Raw genomic sequence first — 20,871 nt, 5'->3', positions numbered from 1 at the left:
AGAATCGACCTTCAATGCAGACTGGGTCATTATGATCGTGCACAGGTTGACGAGTATGTGGCACGGCATCTTCACTATGCAGGAGTAGACCAACAAATCTTTTCTGACGGTGCATTAGATGAAATCCACCGCTATTCCGGAGGGGCCGCAAGGCTCATCAACAAGGTATGTACGCACTGTTTACTTTATGGAGCACAGAACGGACATCGAATTATTGATGATCACATGGTCAAACGGGTGATTGAGGGAGAATTATCATGATTCTCCCTTTTTTCAAATGACACTTGGACAATAGATTCGTCAATTTGCGGACAACTAACGCCGTCACCTTCGGGACGATATACTACGTCATTAACACCCACATTATTTCGACAGCACAAAAAATTTCTCCCAACCTTGGCTAATCACTAAACAAGAAAACAGGAGGCATCCCCATGCAGGCTTTTACTTTAGGCATATCTAAAGCGAGAAGCCTTTTTATTTTGTTCAAGAAATTCCATCCCTCTGTTTTTCAAGCCCATACATGTAAAACTCGTCATTTTATAAATTTCAAAAAATTAGTTTGACATACATTCGTGTTACATTTTATAATTTTGCTAACCTTCAAATAGCGAATAAATAGTTCATAATGTGAACGATTATGTTTTCAAAAGCATTCTCTTATTATCACACACCTAATTTGTAAACGTTTTCTTTTTTAAAACAGACATCGTGAGTGTAATTATTTGTCATTAATTTAAATACCGAAATAAAGAAAAGAGGCGAGATAACTATGGTTGAACAAAAAATTAAGCTTGATGATGCCCCGCTTAATAAGTTTCACTTCAAAATGGCAGGGCTCACATTCGGTGCACATTTTAACGATGGATATGTCCTCGGGCTGATTGGTATGGCTCTTACGGTAATTACTCCTCAAATGGGCCTTACTCCGTTTTGGGTTGGCTTGATTGGCAGCTCAGCTTTAATAGGGCTCTTTTTGGGAAGTTTATTTCTTGGCTGGATTTCAGATTATATCGGTAGGCAAAAAATATTTGTTACGAGCTTCTTAATTATTACCGCAGCATCCTTTATGCAGTTGTTTGTTCATAATGCAATGGAACTCTTTATTTTACGGGTTCTGATCGGGATCGGTTTGGGCGGAGACTACAGTGTTGGACATACCATGCTGGCAGAATTTTTGCCAAGGAAACATCGTGGGGCTTTACTCGGATCATTTAGTGTGATTTGGACGTTTGGATATGTTACTGCTAGTGTACTAGGTTATTATTTTATTGATTCTAGTCCTAACGCATGGCGCTGGATGCTTGCATCTGCTGCTATTCCGGCTTTTGCTATCCTTCTCCTGCGTATGGGAACACCGGAGTCGCCAAGATGGCTTATTAACAAAGGACGTATCGAAGATGCAAGAGAAATTGTAAAAAAATATGTTGGACCGAATATAGTTCTTGATGATGAAACTCCTGTTACGAAAACAAATAGCAGCTTTGCCGTTCTATTTAGCAAGAAATTTAGAAAGCGTACCGCGTTTAACAGTTTATTTTTCATCTGTCTCGTTATTCCATACTTTGCTATTTACACTTTTCTTCCGACTATACTTGAGAGTATGGGACTAAAACAAGGTTTTGGAACAGACTTGCTATTAAACGCCTTACTTGTCGTAGGTGCAGTACTAGGGATTTGGTTTACGATTAAATTTTCACGCAGAGGCTTCTTAATCAGTTCTTTTATTATCCTCAGCGCTTCGTTATTCGTGCTTAGTGTTTTGCCAAGCAGTGCCACTATCTTTATAATTATTGCATTTGCCATTTTCACATTAATTTTGTCAGCAGCGAGTAACCTGGTAGGCGTATTCCCTGCAGAGAGTTTTCCAACAGAGGTACGCTCCAGTGGAGTCGGCTTTGCTACGGCCATGAGCAGGTTAGGATCTGCAGTAGGAACATTCCTGCTTCCTATCACTCTTTCTAGTTTTGGTATGCTCCCTACTATGCTTTCTCTTACAGCCGTTTTAGTCATTGGATCGATTGTATCCATTGCCTGGGCACCGGAAACAAAAGAATTAACATTAAGTGAAGCCGGCGGTTCTGAACAGAAAACAAGTAAAACAAGCTATTCTGTATAACGCAAGACTGTATTAAATAGTAACAAAAAGGGGCTGTTCTAATCGTCATTAATGACTTTTAAGAAAGTCCCTTTTTGTTTTGTCTTGACGGATAGAAAGCTATATTTGTCTTCTGGGTTGAAAAAGGAAGAGCGACAATGCCCGCGAGTTTTTCTTACAATTTTCAATGAATTATCTAAGTTGCTGTTCAATTTTTTGGGCAGCTTCTAACATTTTATCATTTAGCAATAAAAGCTTGTTATGCGTAAGACGAAAACCAGGTCCTCCTACGGTAATAAAAGCAATTAAGTTCTTTTTATCATCAAAAATAGGCGCCGAAATTGCGTTTTCGTTTTCATCGAATTCACCGATACAGGTTCCTGTACCTCTAACAAGAACATTCTTCAACTCTCGACGTAATTCTTCCGGATCTATAATAGTGTAATTTGTAAATTTTTTAAGTGGCTGCCTTAGTAAAATATTTAACTCTTCGTCCGGCAGCAAACTCAACAGAATTTTCCCGTTAGAGGTACAGTGTAATGGTGAAATGGTATTTGAATAATCTACTAGTCTAACGCTGTGATCAGTGTCTATTTGATCAATTGTAAGAATTCCGTTGTGTTTAGGTACGCTCAGTAAAACTGTTTCGCCAGTCTCTTCTTTTAGCTTCTCTAGAATTGGGCGTGCTCTTCGTATTAAAGCAGCATATTGGTCGTTTCGAGAAATAAGTTGACTGACTGCGTAGCCGAGCTGATAGCCATTTGTAAGCATATCTTTTTCTACAAATCCTTGATTTTCAAGTGTTCCAATCAATCGCCAAGCAGTAGTTCGATTTAATTTAGCTTTTTTAGCCAAGTCTCCTATTGATACTGGAGATGAGCTTTCACTAATTAATTTTAATAGTAACAAGGCACGTTCAACGGCTTGTACAGAAGCAGTTTCTTTGTTATTAGGTTGTTTTGTCGTTAAAAGGTTTTTATTTTCCATAATCTTATTATAGCGTAGAAAGTTAAATACTCAAATATTTCTTGACAAGTGACTGAGTCAAGTTTTTGTGGGAGATTTCTTTTTTGTGGTAATACCAGAGAAGCTGCCAAGCTACTTTCATGTCAATACGCACCGCCAGCGCAAGGATAAGCAGGCGATAAAGGATGGCATAAACAATCATATGTATTGAGGGTGGAAATGCACAGGAAAATAAAAATAAGGGAACCCTCTAACAAGAAAATTTTCTCTTTCATTTAACTACTACTATAGCTAAATGTAGAAAGGTACAATTATAATAGTAAAATGATAAACCGATCTTACGATAACGGGGGGGGGATGTTTATGGAATTAGATAGCAACAATCCAATTCCTTTGCATGTTCAACTCAAAAATATATTAGAAGAGCAAATCTTACAGGGTTATTATAAGGAAAAAATCCCTAGCGAGAGAGAGCTTATGGATATGTATTCCGTAAGCAGAAGCACAGTTAGAGAGGCCGTTTCCATTTTAGTTCGCGAAGGAATCTTGCAAAAGGTGCACGGTAAAGGAACCTTTGTTTCAGCAAAACCAATCCAAGAATGGATAAAAATGATCAATTACACGGAAACCATTAAAGCAATGGGAATACAATTACTGGAGCATGGTAGTTAACGAGCTGTCAATGATAAAATTTAAATATTCAGATTTTAATTGCTATTTTCTGAATGAGAAAAGTATATGTTGCTTTAACACTGTAAAGCAACATATACTTTCCTTAACGGACTAAAAAGGCAGCAGGAAAACCTGCCACCTTCGTTTTTAAAACTCTATCTTCTCTTCGATAAATGCCTTCAATTCGCTAATTGGCATTCTTTTTTGTTCCATCGTATCGCGGTCCCGTACGGTAACCTGCCCATCCTGTTCGGAGTCGAAGTCGTACGTGATGCAGAATGGTGTTCCGATTTCATCATGGCGGCGGTATCGCTTGCCGATGGAACCGACTTCATCGAAATCGACCATAAAGTGTTTGGACAAGTTTTCAAAAATCTTTAACGCGCCTTCAGAAAGTTTTTTCGAGAGCGGGAACACCGCTGCCTTGTATGGTGCAAGCACCGGATGGAAGCGCAGCACCGTACGGATGTCACCGCCTTCGAGCTGTTCTTCTGCAAAAGCGTCGAGCAGAAATGCGAGCGTTACCCGGTCCGCCCCCAGGGAAGGCTCGATACAATACGGAACGTAGCGCTCGTTCGTTTCCTGGTCGATGTAATTGAAATCTTCTCCGGAGTGCCCCATGTGCTGCTTTAAGTCGTAATCCGTCCGGTCGGCAATTCCCCACAGTTCCCCCCATCCGAAAGGAAACTTATACTCCAGGTCGGTTGTAGCGTTGCTGTAGTGGGATAATTCGTCTGCAGAATGATCGCGCAGTCGGATATTTTCATCTTTTACCCCGAGGGATAACAGCCACTGGTGGCAGTAGTTTCGCCAGTATTCAAACCACTTTAAATCCTCGCCCGGCTTGCAGAAAAATTCCAGTTCCATCTGCTCAAACTCACGGGTGCGGAACGTAAAGTTGCCGGGCGTAATTTCGTTCCGGAAACTTTTCCCGATTTGGCCAATCCCAAAAGGAAGTTTTTTTCTCATCGTCCGCTGCACGTTTTTAAAGTTTACGAAAATACCCTGTGCTGTTTCCGGGCGAAGATAAATTTCGTTTGCACTCGATTCGGTTACACCCTGGTGCGTTTTAAACATAAGATTAAACTGGCGAATCTCGGTAAAATCATGGCTGCCGCAGTCCGGGCACGCAATCTGGTGCTCCCGGATCAAATCGGCCATTTGCGCGAAGGACAGGCCGTCGACAATCATTTCAATTCCTTTTTCAGCCAGCGTATTTTCAATTAATTTGTCAGCACGGTGGCGCGCTTTACAATTTTTACAGTCGATCATCGGGTCATTGAAGTTTCCGATATGACCGGAAGCTACCCATGTCTGCGGATTCATCAAAATCGCCGCATCCAGCCCAACATTATAAGGGGATTCCTGAATAAATTTTTTCCACCAGGCGCGTTTTATATTGTTTTTGAGTTCGACGCCTAAAGGACCGTAATCCCACGTATTCGCAAGGCCTCCGTAAATTTCCGAACCCTGGAATATAAAGCCCCGGTGTTTGGCAAGGCCAACCACTTGATCCATAGATACACTCATTTTACTTTCTCTCCTTAGTCGTAGATAAAATAAAGAAAAGCCCCCATCCCATGGCATCTATATGCCTAGGGACGGGAGCTTGAACACCCGCGGTTCCACCCTAGTTGACGCACATTCGTGCGCCCCCTTAAAATAACACAGCTCCGGATTGCCGTTTCCCTGATCTTTTCCCGGGCTTCCACCATCCCCGGATCGCTGGACAAAAGGGCTTCAGGTACTATTGATCCTTCACAGCCTGATAAAATATGGTTTGCGTTAATATTACAAAACCTGAAACACAAAAGTCAAGTCACCGGCGGCCAAAAAGTCACCCCCATACATTTATTTTACCTATGAGCCATTCAAAAAATCGATATAAGGCAGCGAGCAGGCCGTCAGAAGTCTTTTCCTCTTGAACTGCTTTTTCCTGCGGTTTGGAGGCAAAATCATTTTTTATATGATTCCAAAACTCACCGGCAATAACCTTATATCCCTGCCCGCTCGGATGAATATCGACCGGGTTGGGCAGATACAAATTTTCATTTGTATAGCCGGGAACTGCGTACCGTTTATCGAGTGTCACTTTATATCCGGCAGAACGCATCGTTTCCGCCAGGTAGTCGGGATATCCTTTCCCGACTTTATAATAAGGTGTCTGGCCCGCAGCTAACGAGTCTCCAAGCGCCAGGTAATCTGCTTTTTTTACATCCGCCCGTGCATCTGCCGGGATCGTATACATAACAAGAACGAGAATCAAAAACGATAGAATACGTTTCCTATGAGCGGCAAACCAGGAAATCACACGCATCCCTCTTTCAGCAGATAGAGTTCCTATATTACTCTGTTTCATAAATGATGCGGCCTGTTTGGGATAAATCATAGCCGCCTATCGATCGCACTTCATGTTGAAAAGACGAAGATTGTAAGACCTCAATCATCGTTTCGATAAGCTGCTCATTATGTGGCGATTTTATCATCACGATATCATACCGTTCTTTAATGAGCGGGATAAAATCAACGCCTACAATCGCCGCGGCTTTTTCAATGCCAATCCCGGCATCGGCCTCCCCGCTTGCAATAGAACCTGCCACCCCTAAGTGATTGGACTCCTCTTTGTCATACCCGATTATTTTTTTTGCCGGGATGTTGTGAATGCGCAGCTGTTCATCGAGCAGAACCCGCGCCCCCGACCCTTTTTCCCGGTTTACCATACGCACCCCGGGTTTTGCAATATCCTCCCACGTTTGAATTTGTTTCGGATTTCCCTTGGCTACATAAAATCCTGCCCGCCGTGAAAGTAAATTAACAATGACATACCGGTGGCTGACGAGAATTTTACGAACGTACGGAACATTATATTCACCCGTGTCCCCATCCAGCAGATGCACGCTGACGATATCTGCTTCGCCCCTGTACATTGAAATCAGGCTGTTGAGGCTTCCGACATAGGAGCGAAGGGGCCGATACCCGATAGTCCGCTTCTCCACGTGTTTTGCCAGGATATCCAGGCACATATCCTGTCCGCTAATTATGATAGATTGTCCAGACGCTGCTGCATGTTGGACCTGTTCCTCCTGGCTGCGGGAAAGATCAGCATTTGGGAGAATAGGATTTTCTCTTTCTCTCCCCTTCGTATTGCTTTTGTAGACCTCCAAATCAGCCGCATCGACACGCATCTGTCGTCCAACCCGATAGGCAGGCAATTTCCCTTTTTTTATCAGCCCGTATACCGTCAGTTTCGAAACCTTTAATATCCCGGCAATTTCCTCGATTGTGTAGGAAAGATTGTTCATGCGATATCCCTCACGTCTCCTGCTTTGTCTGGCGTTTCGCTTACTATGTAAATCAATTTCATTGACATCGTAAAAAATGCTGATTATCATCTAAATATAACTAGTTATATTTAGTTATACTTAGTTATACTTAGTTATGATTTTCTATCATTCATTTTAATTCGTTGTGTTTACTATATCATACGTTCTATTTATTGATAACGAGTTTTAAAACGACATTTTGAGAGGGTACGAGGAGGATATGATGTATAGAAGAGTTTGTTTAAGTTTATTGGCTTTGTTTATACTGCTTATTCCTGCGGGCTGTTCAAACAATGAAAAAACAGCGCGGCTCGCGGGTAACAAGACTTCACCCGGGTCGGCACCCGCACAAAAAACCGAGCTGATGATTTCAGCGGCGGCGAGTTTAACGGACGCGTTAAATGAAGTAAAAACTTCATTTGAACAGGAGCACCCCAACATTCGTTTAACATACAATTTCGGCAGCTCAGGCAAACTGGCTCAACAGATAGGCCAGGGGGCTCCCGCAGATGTCTTCTTATCTGCCAGCAATAAAGATATGGATACCCTGCAGGCAAAGAACTTGATCGTAAAAGATTCCCGTGTTACTTTTGCTAAGAACGAACTCGTTCTGATCACGAATAAAGATAACCCGATACACATTACATCGTTTAAAGACATTGCTCCTGAAAAAATTCAACAGTTCGCGATTGGAGAACCGCAAAGTGTCCCGGCTGGAAGATACACTAAAGAAGTATTGGAAAACCTTAAGCTGTGGGATGCATTGCAAAGCAAGCTTGTCTTAGGCAAAGACGTACGCCAGGTTCTGACCTATGTGGAATCAGGAAACGCGGATCTCGGAGCGGTATATGCCACCGACACGCTTGTTTCAAAAAAAGTAAAAGTAGCAGCCATGGCTCAAACGGATTGGCATACACCTATTGTATACCCGGGAGCGGTGATTGCAAATTCTGCCCACCCGGCAGAGGCAAAAGTGTTCCTGGCCTACTTATCAAGCGATAAAGGAAAACAACTTCTAAAGAAATATGGCTTCAAATAGAGAGAGTAAAACGATAACCGGAGGTGGGATTCGTGCAAAACATAAACTGGACACCGTTGTTTTTATCGCTTAAAGTAGCCGGAATATCCACCTCCATCGTTTTTATCACAGGAGTGCTGCTCGCATTTCTGCTCGCCAGAAGGAACTTTACTGGTAAGAGCCTGCTTGACTCTTTCTTCCTGCTCCCTCTCGTCTTACCCCCTACGGTAGTTGGGTTTGCACTGCTGATTCTTTTCGGAAGGAATGGCTGGATTGGGCATTGGCTTATCTCGTGGTTTGGCATCCAGGTTGTATTTACATGGCTTGGCGCCGTCATCGCTTCGGTTGTCGTTGCTTTTCCGTTAATGTACCAGGCGGCTTCTGCCGCGTTTCAAACTCTTGATGAGAAAGTAGAGAATGCAGCACGCACGCTGGGAGCTTCCGAGTGGAGAATTTTCTGGACCGTTTCCTTTCCGCTCGCGTGGCCGGGGATTTTAGCCGGATTGGTTCTTTCCTTTGCCAGGGCACTCGGAGAATTTGGCGCAACGCTTATGATTGCCGGGTATATCCCGGGAAAAACGAACACCATTCCTCTGGCTATTTATTTTGCCGTTGACGCAGGCGACATGGACAATGCTGCCTTCTGGGTGATTATTATTGTAGCGCTGGGCTTTAGTACAATTACGTGGTTGAACTGGTGGAGCAAACGAAATCGCCGCTATGCAGATCTGAAGAACTAAAAGGATGGTACCTATGCTTTCCGTTCATATACAAAAAAAACTGCCGCACTTTTTCCTTGACGTTTCGTTTCAGGTGGACAATGAGATTGTCGTTTTATTCGGGCCGTCAGGTGCGGGCAAAACGACCATTCTCAATAGCATTGCCGGACTGACCAACCCGGATTCAGGGACGATAGCACTCAATGAACGTTTTTTTTTCAGCAGAGAAACAAAGCGTTTACCTGTGCAAAAAAGGCACATTGGCTATGTTTTTCAGGATTACGCCCTTTTCCCCCATATGACGGTGGAAAAAAATATTATGTACGGAAGCAGGTCAAAGGATAAACAAACAACGCCCGGCCACTTGCAGCAGTTGATTGACGTACTCGGAATCGGGCATCTTCTATCGAAATATCCCCGTCACATTTCCGGGGGTGAAAGACAAAGGGTAGCGCTTGCCCGGGCACTCGCAACGGAACCAGAGGTGCTTTTATTAGATGAACCCTTCTCCGCTCTGGATGCTGCGACTCGCGTGCGGTGCCAGGAAGAATTGATGTCGCTCCATACCATGTGGAACATTCCTGTTATTCTTGTCACCCATGACTTGCAGGAAGCTGATAAACTGGGAGACCGAATCATTTTTCTGGAAGAAGGGAAAATATGTGAAGATACAAAAAGCCGCCATTTCACCTGAACAGGTAATGCTGCGACTTTTGATGATTCAAATAAGCTTCAATCCGCTGATAAGAATAACCGTTGCAACCACGGTCCGGAGCGGTTTGGTCGGGATTTTGGCCGAAATCGTACTGCCTATTAAAACGCCCGGGATAGAACCAAGTAAGAGATTGCCAACAAGCATATAATTTACATTGCCAAAGCCGGCATTCAGTATTCCGGCAAATGTGGCAAGAAGAAAGGCATGGGCAATATCCGTCCCCACCATCTCGGTCGCGCTCATGCGATAAAGATACAGCATCGCAACCGCATAAAGCGAACCGGAGCCAATCGATGTAAGCCCAACAATAAAGCCAAAAACACCCCCAATTAAAATGGTTAATCCGCGCTTTTCTTCAAGGGATTTCTCCTGCCAGCGGTTCGGTCGCAATTTTTTATCACAGCACACGCGGATAATAATTGAGATGGAAACTAAAATTAATACATACCCGAGAGAGTGTTTAATAATTAGTTCTTGATTGTCGTGCATTTTGCCAAAAAAATGGAGAAGCGCAATGGCAACGAGCGCGCTCGGAATACTTCCCATCGCCAGATATTTCATCATCTTTACATTAACTGTTTTTTGTCTCCAGTGTTGAACCACTCCGAACATTTTGGTAATCGAATTATACACTAAGTCGGTGCCTACCGCGACAGACGGGTGAATGCCAAACAAAATTAAGACCGGGGTTAAAAGGGAAGCTCCTCCTACCCCCGTTAAACCAACTAAAAAACCAACCAGGAGCCCCATCAAAACAATTCCTATACTCAATCTTATCACGCCTTTCCGGGCATACTCATGCAGCGCATGTGAATGACCATAACGTTAAAAATTAGGAAAGAAAGAAAAAATCAACTACTGTAAACCGCAGATAGGCCGGTGTCTCTTGCCATAACATATGCACCTTATTTTCTTTGTGTGAGAGCAGCCCCTCCGGCATGCTGACACTTTTGTGTGAACGAAAAAAGACGCCTCATTTTCACATGACAGCATCCAGAAAATCCGGAATTTGCTTCATAGAAAATGGGCGTCTTTATAATTGCGGCACACGTTTGGAGCCGTTACACCTTGAATTTCTCAATAATTATGCGCAGTTCCTCTGCAACACTGGTCAAGGTTGTAGAAGACGAAGAGATTTCTTCCATAGATGCTAACTGCTCTTCCACAGAGGCGGAAACGGTTTGCGTTCCTGCCGTCGTCGTCTTGGCAACTTCCGATATCGTGTTCATCCGGGAAGCTACTTGATCAGTACTCTTGGCGATATGCTGGGAAGCTGCTGTCACTTCTTTTATCTGCTGCTCCACTTCGCTAACGAGCTGCTGTATACGGCTAAACAGTTCGCCTGCATTGTTGACCACATCCATGCCAACGGCTACTTCCTGAATGCTTTCCTTCATGGATTCTGTTACCTTATTGGTCTCGTCTTGAATTGTCGCGACAAGTTCCCCGATTTTTTGAGCGGATTGACCGGACTGTTCCGCCAGCTTTCTCACTTCATCAGCGACTACCGCAAAGCCTCTTCCATTTTCTCCGGCCCTTGCAGCTTCAATCGCCGCATTTAACGCCAATAAATTAGTCTGCTCCGCAATGCCGGTAATCACATCGATAATCGTTCCAACTTCCTGTGAACGATCTCCTAATTCTTTTACTACTTGGGACAGCTTACTGATCGTACTATTAATAGAACTCATTTGCGAGACGGCTTTTTTAATAGCGCCTGTCCCTTCTTCGGCCATTTTGGAGGCCTTCGTTGATGTTGTGAATACGGCGTTGGTGTTCTCCGTGATTTGTTGTACTTCTTGCGCCATTGTGTTGATCTCTTTCGTGCTTCCTTCCACTGAACGATATTGTTCTTCCGAACCGCCAGCTAATTCCTGAATAGTAGACGCGATGTGTTCGGTCGCCTTGCTTGTTTGGTCGGCGCTTGCGTTTAACTGTTCCGCGGAAGAAGCTACATGTTCAGTTGTGAGCATAACCTGGCGAATGATTCCACGGAGATTGGCAAGCATTTGGTTAAACGATTTAGACAGATCGGAAATTTCGTCATTGGTCGCAAGGTGGATTTCCCGCGTAAGATCGCCTTCCCCTTCGGCAATTTCCTTAAGCTGTTTGTCCATTGTCCGAATGGGACGGATAATCGCCCTTACCTGTAAAAGAGCTACAATGATCACAATCAACAAGATGACGATTTCACCGATCAATATAATCAATTTAGACTTTTCACTCGCCTGCTTGCTTGCATTCGAGGCATCGTTAATTAATTTGGTGACATCGGCGTTCATTTTTTCATAAATACCGCGGAAAGCGTCCATATCCTGTTTGCCACCATCAATTTTTTTAAGAGCGTCCTGGGTCTTCCCGTTCTTAACCAAACTAATTTCGCTTTCAAAGAATGTCTGGATATTTTGGATTTTCTGGCTGGCTTCGCCTTCCAGTAATTGTTTCATAATCGGGTGGTTGGCTTCATGCTCACGAATGGTTGCCAAATCTTTTTCAAGCTGAGCCTTGCCGCTTATGTATGGATCTAAAAAAGATTCCTGCCCGGTCAGGACATACCCCCTCACTCCGGTTTCCTGGTTGATCAGGTCAGTCAGGATACCCTTTGCGGCATTCCCTGTCGGAATGGCATCAAGCACAATGTCGCTTGTATGGCTTTCCACATTGGTAAAAGCGGCGTAGCTCATATAGCCGACAACAGAGAACAACAAAATAATAATAAAATACGAGCTTAAAAGTTTGCTGCGAATCGTAAAACGAAATTTTTCCCCCATGTCTTTCTTCTCCTATCGTTTTTTAGTTCCTTCCACATATGCGAAACGATACCACCGAACCGTATCGCCATCATATTTATTCCCCATTTATTACTATAATAACAAATAAAGAATTTTTACAAATGCCAAATTTACTATACGAAACCCTTTTTTGTTATAATCGGAACATAAAAAAGCCAACAGATTTTTGTTGGCTTTTGCTTGGTACAGATTGGGTTAAGGGTGCAACACCTAAAAATCAGGGGCTATTGAAACGTTTGTCCCATATTGACATCCGATACCGGCTGGTATGTGCTGATCAGCGTTTGAGCGGTATGTTCGTGCATGGTAGGAACCTGGTAGTACCCTTTTTGGTTCATGTAATGAAATACTTCATACGCCTGTTCGGCACAGGCATTCGCGCCCTGCATAACCATACGGCGGAGCATCGGATCCGCAAATTCCAATGCCGCGTTCATTCTCATTTTCGCCGAAGCTTTGTGGCAGCCTAACATTCCGGAAGCTACATCGCGGTCATCCATTGCCTGAATCGATTGATTAGGACTATCCGGAGCCGGATTATGGAGGCCGTATGTAGGGGCTTGATTCGTCAGATGCGCCTCGTGCACCATTGCATTTATCTGATTCACAGAATTAGGTTGATTCATTGAATTAGGTTGATTCATCTGATTCGTTTGGGGCATCATCCGCTGGGCAGCCGGGTTTGCGATTCCTTGGTTCGCCAAAAACGAAACCATATGATTGTATTCATAGGTCATATGGTGAAGTTGATGATCTAAAATATTCAGGAGCTGCTGGTCTCTAACATGCGGGCGGTATAATTGGAACTGGTTAATACCATCTACGGCGGTTCTTAATACCTCATGCATTTCCATTATTTCATGCGCGCCTGGTTTCCTGTTCATTTTTTGCCTCCTATGTAATAATTTTGGTACAACTATAGGATTGACGTGTCAGCCCCCCTTTATTCACCAATTTCTGTTATAGTAAAAAGTACAACCTCATGGTAATCCAAATGGAGCTACCTCCCGGGAAGTAGCTGCCAGGTTGTTTGATATCGCTGATTTACGATCCCTTAGCGAATGGGGATATTCCGGTGGCGCAATATCCTCCCTGACGTCGCTCACTACCGCTGGTCTTTTAGCAAGGTGGAAGAATCTTCAGCGGTTACTCACGAATCCGCTTACCGGGGTCAGGGAGGAGAAGATTTAATCCGCTATATCCCGGACCAGCCCCGCCCTTTTTACTATCATTTTCTCCCCCTGTAAGGGTAAATGAACGGGTTGTAGGCGGGAGAAGGCGGAAAGGGATACGGCCCATTAAGATAAGGGGGAGGAAACAAATAAATATACCGCCGCCGCCGATAAATCGGGTAGTAAAATAGTTCCTCATGGGTACCGTTTCTTGCTGGTGGTATAAAACCCGGCTTCTTTCGCATCCGAAAAAATCCTCCTTTTTCTTCTAAAGTATTCAATAAAGAATATGCCAGGACAAAAAAAATGACCGGGCTGCTGCTTTATACGAAAAAGCCAATTATCCCAAACCATCGGGTTTCGCCTAAAATCGTTTAATTATTTGATTGAGTTCGTCAAGTAGTTGTCCCACTTCCTGACCATTTAGCAGTAACGGTATTTGATCATTAATGGCAATAATGACAGACTCGTCACCTTTTCGCCGTAATAAATAATCGTGTAATGATTTCAGCCGTTGTTTACTTATAATAGATTGGGTGGCAATACTTTTGACCTCTGTAAGTATATAATCTTGTGAATTCACATTGATTTCTCCAGAAAATATCGGTGTACCCTGACTCATTTCCATACACAACATCCCTGTTCATTCTTTTAATGGGGCAACCCAGTTCTCACTTCATGTAAACGAAAATATAGAAGTATTGTTTTCCTAAAATGGCCATTACACTTCCATTTTAAATGGATGAACAATTGCAGCTGAAGGCACGCACCCTACTCTTTACATGATACGATACCTGGCTTTTTTCTATTTTGTTTGAATGTCCCCATTCAACTTATCAAAATAAGGCTGTACTTCCTGCAGGAGACGGTCATAATCGGCCCGGTCTTTCTTCTGCAGACGATCCGGATGAATATTTCCATGGCTGTCTATCGTTTTCAAATGATAATAGGCGAGGTCTTTCAGCAGTCCAACAAATGTGATGAATTCCTTTGCTGTCAGCTTTTTCTTTGCCTGCTGTAGCTTTGATTCAAAATGGTCATATTGCTGCTGGGTTCCTCCGTGCTCTTTTACTACATTTGACGAGCCAAATACTTGATCTGCCAGATACGAATAGCTCCCATAAGCCGCTGTCGGTACCAGTACGGCGGCCGCCACAATTCCTGCGACGAGTCTTTTTTTCACTTGTTTTCTCCCCTTTTCAAATGGAATGCTTGCCATCACTTTTTCTCTCAATTCAGGTGCAGGAACAATGTTTATTGCCTCTTCCTGCAGGGCAGACATAATCCGCTTCTCAATATCCATTCCGTTTTTCCACCTTTCGCAGCATAGGCGTCATATTCCAAGGCGTGCCACGCAGCTTTTTGAGTCCAGCGCTTAGCCTCGACTTTACTGTACCTAGAGGTATCCCCAGAATTCCGGCTACCTCTTCCTGTGAGTACTCATTCAGATAGAGAAGAATGATAACCTGCTTTAGCTTGTACGGTAATTTTTCTAATGCAAGCAGCAATTCGCGGTTTTCTAATTTTTTTACAACGTCTTCGGAAAAATCTGTCTCTACCTCCCTTCCCAGTATCGCTGCTTTCTGCAGCAAACCGAACTTCCTCCATCTTTTGCGCCGGTATGTGTTTACCTGACGTACGGCAATCCCTGTCACCCATGGCTGAAACGGATGTCCTGCCTTAAATTTCGGAAGGCTTTTGTAAACCTGGATGTAAATTTCCTGTATGACATCTTCAGCATCCGAGGATTCCCCGATAAGGAAGTGAACGGTTCTGTAGATAGATGGAACTGTTCTTTGGTATATTTCCTCAAACGCATTACGGTCACCGGCAACCGTAAGCTGGATGAGTTCGTCCATTGTGCGTGAATGATCCACTCGTTATCCCCTCCCCTTATCCGTTTCACTATATATTGGTTTGTTTCGGGAATTTGGTTCGGTTTTTTTAAAACTTTTCATAAAAGCCGGAGATGTCTCATTTATATTTGAGAATATTTACATAGTTAGGAGCTAACATTATAGCTATGGCGAGGAGGTTACTATCATGAACAAACAACGAGCAAAAGAAATTGCTGCTTCACCTATTATGGTAAATGTCACATATGGTGGGACTCCGATTTATATCCAACATGTAGATGAAGAAAATGAAACGGCGAGAATTTACCCGCTTAATCAACCGGAGAACGAACAAGAAGTGCCATTGTACAGCTTAAAAGAAGAATAAGTAAAAGAGCCGAAAACCCAGTCATATTAAGGGTTTTCGGCTCTGCCGTTCTTTTATTGAATTACACTTCCATAATAATCGGAAGGATCATCGGGCGGCGCCGGGTTTGTTCATAAAGGAATCTTCCCAGGGCGTCGCGTACGTTTGTTTTAAGGGAAGACCACTCGTTAACGTTTTCTTCTACACAGCGGTTAAGTGTCTGGCTGACAATACGGTTGGCTTCATCTAACAATGCTTCCGATTCACGGACGTAGACAAAACCACGTGAAATAATGTCTGGTCCGGAAAGGATCTGTCCATTTTGTTTGCTCAATGTAACTACAACAACTAAAATACCATCTTGCGATAAAAGCTTACGGTCGCGCAGCACGATATTCCCGACATCACCCACACCCAGACCGTCGATTAAAACGATGCCGGAATGAACTTTCGGGCCGTAGCGCGCTTTGCCGCCCATAATCTCAACAGTATCTCCATTGTCAAGTAAAAAAATGTTTTCCGGCTGAACCCCACATTGTTCAGCTAGAATGGCGTGTTGTCGAAGCATTCGAAATTCCCCGTGGATAGGAATAAAATACTTCGGTTTCATCAGATTTAACATCAGCTTAAGCTCTTCAGCGCTGCCATGGCCCGATACGTGAATGTGGCTTCCGTATATGACATTGGCACCGATGCGATAGAGTTGGTCAACCGTGCGGGCGACATACTTCTCATTTCCCGGAATCGCGGTTGCCGCAATCATCACTGTATCACCGGGCAAAATATCAACTTTGCGATGCGCGGAACGCGCCATGCGGGTCAACGCGGACATTGGCTCGCCCTGGCTGCCGGTAGAAAGAATGACGACACGTTCGGCAGGAAGCTTGTTGATTTCCTCCGGCTCAATCAGCATACCTTCAGGAACATTTAAATACCCGAGTTCCATTCCAATAGTTACAACGTTAACCATCGAACGGCCAACGACCGTTACTTTCCGGTTGCAGAGGGCGGCTGCATCAACTACTTGCTGAATACGGTGAATGTTGGATGCAAACGTGGCGACAACGATGCGTCCCTTCGCCTTGTAAAACAATTCTTCGATCGCTTCCCCCACCTGGCGTTCCGAACCTGTATAGCCCGGTCGCTCAGCATTGGTGCTGTCCGAAAGCAGAGCCAGCACCCCACGCTCTCCAATCGCAGCCATTTTGGCAACATCAGCCATCTGGTTATTCACCGGTGTTTGATCGAACTTAAAATCTCCCGTATGCACGACATACCCTTCAGGTGTGTCAAGGCAGACGCCGACTGAGTCAGGAATACTGTGGTTTGTTTTGAAAAAGCTGGCAGTGAAACAGCCGAGTTGAATCTCCGATTTGTTATCGATAAGGTTAAGTTTCGAATCCCCGAGCAGCCCTGCCTCTTTTAATTTCCCTTCAATTAGACCGAGGGTAAGCTTTGTAGCATATACCGGTACGTTAATATGACGCAGCACATACGAAAGACCGCCAATATGGTCTTCATGTCCATGCGTAATAATAATGCCCCGGATTTTTTCTTTGTTTTCCTGCAGGTACGTGATATCAGGGATGACAATATCGATACCGAGCATTTCCTCTTCCGGAAACTTGAGACCGGCATCAATTACCACGATGTCATCTTCATACTGTACCACGTACATGTTTTTGCCAATTTCGCCCACGCCGCCCAAAGCAAAAATTGACAAGGCTTTCTGGTTTAGTTTGGACAAATTTGTACCTCCTTCTATTCAGTTGTAGTTACAATAGATCAAACAATAAACCGTTCCAGTCACTTGTTATAATTATACATGATTGCTTAATTGAAAAACAAGTGCATCGTTCATACTATTTCCGTAAAATCCATAGATTATGTATAAAGGCCGGATCAAAAAAAGAGCAGTGACCTGCGCACCACTCTTTTTCATTCGCCGTTCTTTCCGGCTTTCAACGGCATTATTTGAACAAATCAGCTATGCAAATAGTTCTTTTACGAATTCCTGCTCGGCTTCCGTCAGTTCAACAAGCGGGAGGCGCACACCGCCCGTATCAATACCCTTAAGGGCGAGCGCCGCTTTTACAGGAGCAGGGCTTGGCGCCATAAACAGCCCTTCAAATACCGGGAGCCATTGGCGATGAAGACGGCTTGCTTTAGCAAGATCCCCACTAAGGAAGGCGTTTATCATTTCGGTCATTTCATTCCCGATTACGTGGCTCGCCACGCTTACGACCCCTGCACCGCCTATGGACATGCAGGGTAACGTCATTTTGTCATCACCGGTATATAAAACGAAGTCATCCGGTGTTCTGTCAATAATGAACGACATCTGTGAAATTTCACTGCTCGCTTCTTTGATGGCCACGATATTCTTCACATCGTTTGCAAGCCGAACCACCGTGTCGACGGTCATGTTGATGACCGAACGGCCGGGGATATTGTAGAGCATGACCGGCAGTTCCGTCGCTGATGCCGCCGCTTTAAAATGGCGGTACAAACCTTCTTGGGAAGGTTTATTGTAATAGGGGACGACGAGCATAATGCCGTCCACTCCGGTTTCGTTTGCTTTTTGCGTTAATTCAACCGATGCCGCTGTATTATTGCTGCCCGTACCCGCAATCACGGGGATCCGGCCATTTACGATCTCCACCACAAGCCGAAACAACCCGATTTTTTCCTGGCTGGTCAAGGTAGGCGATTCTCCGGTCGTCCCTCCCACTACAAGTGCAGTCGTCCCGGTCGCAATCAAATGCTCGACAAGCTTTTCCGTTTTATCTCTGTCTACGCGCAATTCATCATCAAATGGTGTAACCATTGCCGTTAATAGTCGTCCGAAAGTACTCACGTTTCTCCCCCTCAATATTGAACCTTATCTAAGTCAAACGTTTTATGCAGCGCGCGTACGGCCCGAACCATATCCTCTTCTTTGACAAGAGCCCAGATCGTTGTATGGGAATCGGCGGATTGAAGTATTTGAATCTCTTCTTTCGTAAGCGCCTCGACAATGCGTGCCATCACACCGGGAACCCCCGCCATTCCGGCGCCGATCGTAGATACTTTTGCACAATCGCGCGTGACGTGCGGTTCATATCCCATCTCACGGAGGATTCCGATTGCCTTATCCGCTAGTTCATTGCGTACCGTATAAACAACGCCCATGATGTTTACGTTGATAAAATCAACGCTGATGCCGTTTTCCGCCATCGCTTTAAACACTTTCATCTGCAGATCATACTGGCCTTCTTTTGCCAGCACTTTAATCTGGGTAACATTCGGAACATGGGCAATCGCAGTAATCAGGCGGTCATTGACTTCCCCGGCCACCCGGTCCAATTCGGCCACGCTTGTCACCAGTGTTCCTTCATCATCAGAAAATGTCGAGCGCACACGGATTGGAATATTCGTCTGCATAGCGATTTCAACGGCACGTGGATGGATCACTTTCGCACCCTGGTACGCCATATTGCATATTTCCGAATACGTAATGCTGGAAAGCGGACGCGCTTCCTTGACAATGCGCGGATCCGCCGTCATAATTCCCTCTACGTCGGTAAAGATATCCACCATTTCCGCTTTGAGCGCGACGCCCAGAGCTGTGGCGGACGTATCGCTTCCGCCGCGCCCGAGCGTGGTGGTATCCCACTCCAGCGTACGCCCCTGAAAACCAGTAACAATCGCGATTCTTCCCTGTTCCAATTCACGAATGATACGCTGGGGATTGATCGTAATAATTTGCGCGTTTGTATAATCTTCATTTGTTAAAATACCCGCCTGGCCCCCGGTCAATACAGTCGCCTTTCGTTCGCGGGCATTCAACATGCTGGCAAGCGTTGCGGCCGAAATCAATTCGCCGCAGGACAGGAGCATATCCATTTCCCGAGCCTCCAACGCGTTGCCGTTCTCTTTAATGAGATCCAGCAAGGTGTCTGTCGCATATGGATCTCCTTTGCGTCCCATTGCGGACACAACAACACACACGCTAAATCCCTGTTCAAGTGCACGCAGGATGTGGTGAATAGCGCGTTCTCTTTTTTCAACCGTAGTTAAAGAAGAGCCGCCAAATTTTTGCACAAGTATTTTCATCTTGCTTCTATTTCTCCTCAATTAAACCGCTTTTGACTAGCTCCTCGGCAATTTGTACAGCGTTCCAGGCAGCACCCTTTAGCAGGTTATCTGAAACAACCCACATATGGAGCCCGCGTGGATGATCTAAGTCACGGCGCAGCCGCCCGACGAACACTTCAATTTTATCTGCTGCGTCCAGCGCCATCGGATATTCCTGTTCTTCAGGATTGTCGACGAGTACAACCCCTGGCGCGTTTTCCAGAAGGGATCTGACGTCAGCAAGCTCAAAATCTTTTTCAAATTCCACATACACGGCTTCAGAGTGGCCTTTGACGACCGGAATTCGCACACATGTCGCCGATACCGCAACATCTTCGTTTCCAAAAATTTTCTTTGTCTCACGGATCATTTTCATTTCTTCATTCGTAAAACCATTATCGAGAAACACATCGATTTGCGGAATCGCATTAAATGCGATCTGGTGATGCTTCGGCAGCGAACTGACCGGCAGCACTTCCTTTTTCACTTCTTCACCGTTCAGGGCTGCTCTCGACTGGTTTTCAAGTTCCGCAATCGCTTTCGCCCCGGCGCCGGATACCGCCTGGTATGTGGAAACGATAATCCGCTCCATGCCAAATTTATCGTGCAGCGGCTTAAGAGCCGCGACCATCTGAATAGTGGAACAGTTCGGATTGGCAATCACACCGTTATGTTGTTTCATCGCATCCGGATTAACCTCCGGAACGACAAGCGGCACCTCCGGATCCATCCGGTAGGCGCTCGTATTATCTATACAAACAGCACCCCGTTTGATCGCTTCCGGGACAAATTTCTTACTGACGCTTCCACCGGCGCTGAACAGGGCGATTTGAACCCCTTCAAACGCTTCCGGTGTAGTTTCTTCCACCGTGATGTCTTCCCCGCGAAAGGCGACCTTCTGGCCGGCGGAACGGGCAGAAGCCAGGACTTTCAAAGATTTTAGTGGGAATTGCCGCTGTTCAAGCATCTTTAACATTTGTTCCCCTACTGCGCCGGTAGCTCCTACAACTGCTACATGATATCCTGTTTGATTCTCCATTTTCCCCACTCCTCATAAGTAACTGTAAAGAACTTATCA

21 protein-coding genes and 1 pseudogene are annotated in these 20,871 nt (G+C 44.7%); 7 read left to right on the top strand and 15 right to left on the bottom strand.

What is annotated here, in order from left to right; all coding sequences use genetic code 11:
* Nucleotides 1-261 (top strand): annotated as a pseudogene (locus H525_RS28365) (AAA family ATPase); the annotation flags it as partial.
* 511 nt (nucleotides 262-772) lie between these two features.
* The gene (locus H525_RS0101180) at nucleotides 773-2,119 is read left to right on the top strand and encodes an MFS transporter (protein ID WP_027414673.1); all 1,347 of its coding nucleotides are present in this window, start codon (nucleotides 773-775) and stop codon (nucleotides 2,117-2,119) included.
* A 171-nt stretch (nucleotides 2,120-2,290) separates the two neighbouring features.
* Here H525_RS0101180 and H525_RS0101175 read toward each other — a convergent pair whose 3' ends face one another.
* Complete coding sequence (locus H525_RS0101175; RefSeq protein ID WP_027414672.1) at nucleotides 2,291-3,085, bottom strand: IclR family transcriptional regulator; 795 nt, start codon at nucleotides 3,083-3,085, stop codon at nucleotides 2,291-2,293.
* Nucleotides 3,086-3,427: 342 nt separating this feature from the next.
* Here H525_RS0101175 and H525_RS22400 point away from each other — a divergent pair, with 342 nt between their 5' ends.
* Entirely contained in the window at nucleotides 3,428-3,736 is a 309-nt protein-coding gene (locus tag H525_RS22400) for a GntR family transcriptional regulator (protein ID WP_245590368.1), read from the top strand.
* A 147-nt stretch (nucleotides 3,737-3,883) separates the two neighbouring features.
* On the opposite strand, the gene H525_RS0101165 is transcribed toward H525_RS22400, so the two are convergent.
* From H525_RS0101165 to H525_RS0101155, 3 genes are all read right to left on the bottom strand, one after another.
* A complete protein-coding gene (locus H525_RS0101165; RefSeq protein WP_027414671.1) occupies nucleotides 3,884-5,266 on the bottom strand; it encodes a glycine--tRNA ligase in 1,383 nt (460 codons plus the stop codon).
* Nucleotides 5,267-5,573: 307 nt separating this feature from the next.
* Complete coding sequence (locus H525_RS0101160; RefSeq protein WP_155837047.1) at nucleotides 5,574-6,095, bottom strand: SGNH/GDSL hydrolase family protein; 522 nt, start codon at nucleotides 6,093-6,095, stop codon at nucleotides 5,574-5,576.
* The gene (locus H525_RS0101155) at nucleotides 6,082-7,038 is read right to left on the bottom strand and encodes a helix-turn-helix transcriptional regulator (RefSeq protein WP_027414669.1); all 957 of its coding nucleotides are present in this window, start codon (nucleotides 7,036-7,038) and stop codon (nucleotides 6,082-6,084) included. The genes H525_RS0101160 and H525_RS0101155 overlap by 14 nt, the downstream gene beginning before the upstream one ends.
* 244 nt (nucleotides 7,039-7,282) lie before the next feature.
* On the opposite strand from H525_RS0101155, the gene modA reads away from it, so the two are divergent.
* Genes modA through H525_RS0101140 form a run of 3 tightly spaced genes read left to right on the top strand, consistent with a single transcriptional unit; the run spans nucleotide 7,283 to nucleotide 9,490 of the window.
* Nucleotides 7,283-8,098, top strand: a complete 816-nt coding sequence (gene modA, locus H525_RS0101150; RefSeq protein WP_027414668.1) for a molybdate ABC transporter substrate-binding protein — start codon at nucleotides 7,283-7,285, stop codon at nucleotides 8,096-8,098.
* A 41-nt stretch (nucleotides 8,099-8,139) separates the two neighbouring features.
* Nucleotides 8,140-8,817, top strand: coding sequence for a molybdate ABC transporter permease subunit (gene modB / locus H525_RS0101145; RefSeq protein ID WP_027414667.1), 678 nt, complete (start codon nucleotides 8,140-8,142; stop codon nucleotides 8,815-8,817).
* Nucleotides 8,818-8,830: 13 nt separating this feature from the next.
* A complete protein-coding gene (locus H525_RS0101140) occupies nucleotides 8,831-9,490 on the top strand; it encodes an ATP-binding cassette domain-containing protein (protein WP_027414666.1) in 660 nt (219 codons plus the stop codon).
* 27 nt (nucleotides 9,491-9,517) lie between these two features.
* Here H525_RS0101140 and H525_RS0101135 read toward each other — a convergent pair whose 3' ends face one another.
* From H525_RS0101135 to H525_RS22380, 7 genes are all read right to left on the bottom strand, one after another.
* Nucleotides 9,518-10,282: a sulfite exporter TauE/SafE family protein gene (locus H525_RS0101135; protein WP_027414665.1), complete on the bottom strand. Its 765-nt coding sequence runs from the start codon at nucleotides 10,280-10,282 to the stop codon at nucleotides 9,518-9,520.
* A gap of 290 nt (nucleotides 10,283-10,572) precedes the next feature.
* A complete protein-coding gene (locus H525_RS0101130; protein ID WP_027414664.1) occupies nucleotides 10,573-12,282 on the bottom strand; it encodes a methyl-accepting chemotaxis protein in 1,710 nt (569 codons plus the stop codon).
* 245 nt (nucleotides 12,283-12,527) lie between these two features.
* Nucleotides 12,528-13,187 carry a spore coat protein gene (locus H525_RS22395; protein WP_035099496.1) on the bottom strand — a complete coding sequence of 220 codons (660 nt, stop codon included), beginning with the start codon at nucleotides 13,185-13,187 and terminating at the stop codon, nucleotides 12,528-12,530.
* Nucleotides 13,188-13,449: 262 nt separating this feature from the next.
* Nucleotides 13,450-13,674, bottom strand: a complete 225-nt coding sequence (locus H525_RS22390; protein WP_035099494.1) for a hypothetical protein — start codon at nucleotides 13,672-13,674, stop codon at nucleotides 13,450-13,452.
* A gap of 165 nt (nucleotides 13,675-13,839) precedes the next feature.
* Nucleotides 13,840-14,103: a hypothetical protein gene (locus H525_RS0101120; RefSeq protein ID WP_027414663.1), complete on the bottom strand. Its 264-nt coding sequence runs from the start codon at nucleotides 14,101-14,103 to the stop codon at nucleotides 13,840-13,842.
* 177 nt (nucleotides 14,104-14,280) lie between these two features.
* Entirely contained in the window at nucleotides 14,281-14,778 is a 498-nt protein-coding gene (locus H525_RS22385) for a DUF3600 domain-containing protein (protein ID WP_035099493.1), read from the bottom strand.
* Nucleotides 14,768-15,334, bottom strand: coding sequence for a sigma-70 family RNA polymerase sigma factor (locus H525_RS22380; RefSeq protein ID WP_035099558.1), 567 nt, complete (start codon nucleotides 15,332-15,334; stop codon nucleotides 14,768-14,770). The genes H525_RS22385 and H525_RS22380 overlap by 11 nt, the downstream gene beginning before the upstream one ends.
* A gap of 184 nt (nucleotides 15,335-15,518) precedes the next feature.
* Here H525_RS22380 and H525_RS0101105 point away from each other — a divergent pair, with 184 nt between their 5' ends.
* Nucleotides 15,519-15,698 (top strand): small acid-soluble spore protein H, encoded by a 180-nt coding sequence (locus tag H525_RS0101105; protein WP_027414662.1) that lies wholly within the window; start codon nucleotides 15,519-15,521, stop codon nucleotides 15,696-15,698.
* A 61-nt stretch (nucleotides 15,699-15,759) separates the two neighbouring features.
* Here H525_RS0101105 and H525_RS0101100 read toward each other — a convergent pair whose 3' ends face one another.
* The 4 genes from H525_RS0101100 to H525_RS0101085 all read right to left on the bottom strand — a co-directional run bounded on the left by H525_RS0101100 (nucleotide 15,760) and on the right by H525_RS0101085 (nucleotide 20,832).
* Entirely contained in the window at nucleotides 15,760-17,424 is a 1,665-nt protein-coding gene (locus H525_RS0101100) for a ribonuclease J (protein WP_027414661.1), read from the bottom strand.
* Between the two features lie 240 nt (nucleotides 17,425-17,664).
* Nucleotides 17,665-18,534, bottom strand: a complete 870-nt coding sequence (dapA, locus tag H525_RS0101095; protein ID WP_027414660.1) for a 4-hydroxy-tetrahydrodipicolinate synthase — start codon at nucleotides 18,532-18,534, stop codon at nucleotides 17,665-17,667.
* 11 nt (nucleotides 18,535-18,545) lie between these two features.
* Nucleotides 18,546-19,772, bottom strand: a complete 1,227-nt coding sequence (gene dapG, locus H525_RS0101090; protein ID WP_027414659.1) for an aspartate kinase — start codon at nucleotides 19,770-19,772, stop codon at nucleotides 18,546-18,548.
* A gap of 7 nt (nucleotides 19,773-19,779) precedes the next feature.
* Nucleotides 19,780-20,832: an aspartate-semialdehyde dehydrogenase gene (locus tag H525_RS0101085; RefSeq protein WP_027414658.1), complete on the bottom strand. Its 1,053-nt coding sequence runs from the start codon at nucleotides 20,830-20,832 to the stop codon at nucleotides 19,780-19,782.
* Between the last annotated feature and the right edge of the window lie 39 nt (nucleotides 20,833-20,871).

Source organism: Aneurinibacillus terranovensis DSM 18919 (assembly GCF_000430625.1).
GTDB classification, from domain to species: Bacteria; Bacillota; Bacilli; order Aneurinibacillales; family Aneurinibacillaceae; genus Aneurinibacillus_B; species Aneurinibacillus_B terranovensis.
Note: the sequence above shows the minus strand (reverse complement) of the source record. Positions and strands in the feature narration are given on the sequence as shown.

Coding starts and splice junctions, on each gene's coding strand:
- dapG (WP_027414659.1), bottom strand. CDS start 19,772: ATGAAAATACTTGTGCAAAAATTTGGCGGCTCTTCTTTAACTACGGTT.
- H525_RS22395 (WP_035099496.1), bottom strand. CDS start 13,187: ATGAACAGGAAACCAGGCGCGCATGAAATAATGGAAATGCATGAGGTA.
- H525_RS0101120 (WP_027414663.1), bottom strand. CDS start 14,103: ATGGAAATGAGTCAGGGTACACCGATATTTTCTGGAGAAATCAATGTG.
- H525_RS0101130 (WP_027414664.1), bottom strand. CDS start 12,282: ATGGGGGAAAAATTTCGTTTTACGATTCGCAGCAAACTTTTAAGCTCG.
- H525_RS0101105 (WP_027414662.1), top strand. CDS start 15,519: ATGAACAAACAACGAGCAAAAGAAATTGCTGCTTCACCTATTATGGTA.
- H525_RS0101180 (WP_027414673.1), top strand. CDS start 773: ATGGTTGAACAAAAAATTAAGCTTGATGATGCCCCGCTTAATAAGTTT.
- modA (WP_027414668.1), top strand. CDS start 7,283: ATGTATAGAAGAGTTTGTTTAAGTTTATTGGCTTTGTTTATACTGCTT.
- H525_RS22380 (WP_035099558.1), bottom strand. CDS start 15,334: ATGGACGAACTCATCCAGCTTACGGTTGCCGGTGACCGTAATGCGTTT.
- H525_RS0101085 (WP_027414658.1), bottom strand. CDS start 20,832: ATGGAGAATCAAACAGGATATCATGTAGCAGTTGTAGGAGCTACCGGC.
- H525_RS0101175 (WP_027414672.1), bottom strand. CDS start 3,085: ATGGAAAATAAAAACCTTTTAACGACAAAACAACCTAATAACAAAGAA.
- H525_RS0101155 (WP_027414669.1), bottom strand. CDS start 7,038: ATGAACAATCTTTCCTACACAATCGAGGAAATTGCCGGGATATTAAAG.
- H525_RS22390 (WP_035099494.1), bottom strand. CDS start 13,674: ATGAGGAACTATTTTACTACCCGATTTATCGGCGGCGGCGGTATATTT.
- H525_RS22400 (WP_245590368.1), top strand. CDS start 3,428: ATGGAATTAGATAGCAACAATCCAATTCCTTTGCATGTTCAACTCAAA.
- H525_RS0101165 (WP_027414671.1), bottom strand. CDS start 5,266: ATGAGTGTATCTATGGATCAAGTGGTTGGCCTTGCCAAACACCGGGGC.
- H525_RS0101140 (WP_027414666.1), top strand. CDS start 8,831: ATGCTTTCCGTTCATATACAAAAAAAACTGCCGCACTTTTTCCTTGAC.
- H525_RS0101160 (WP_155837047.1), bottom strand. CDS start 6,095: ATGAAACAGAGTAATATAGGAACTCTATCTGCTGAAAGAGGGATGCGT.
- H525_RS22385 (WP_035099493.1), bottom strand. CDS start 14,778: ATGGATATTGAGAAGCGGATTATGTCTGCCCTGCAGGAAGAGGCAATA.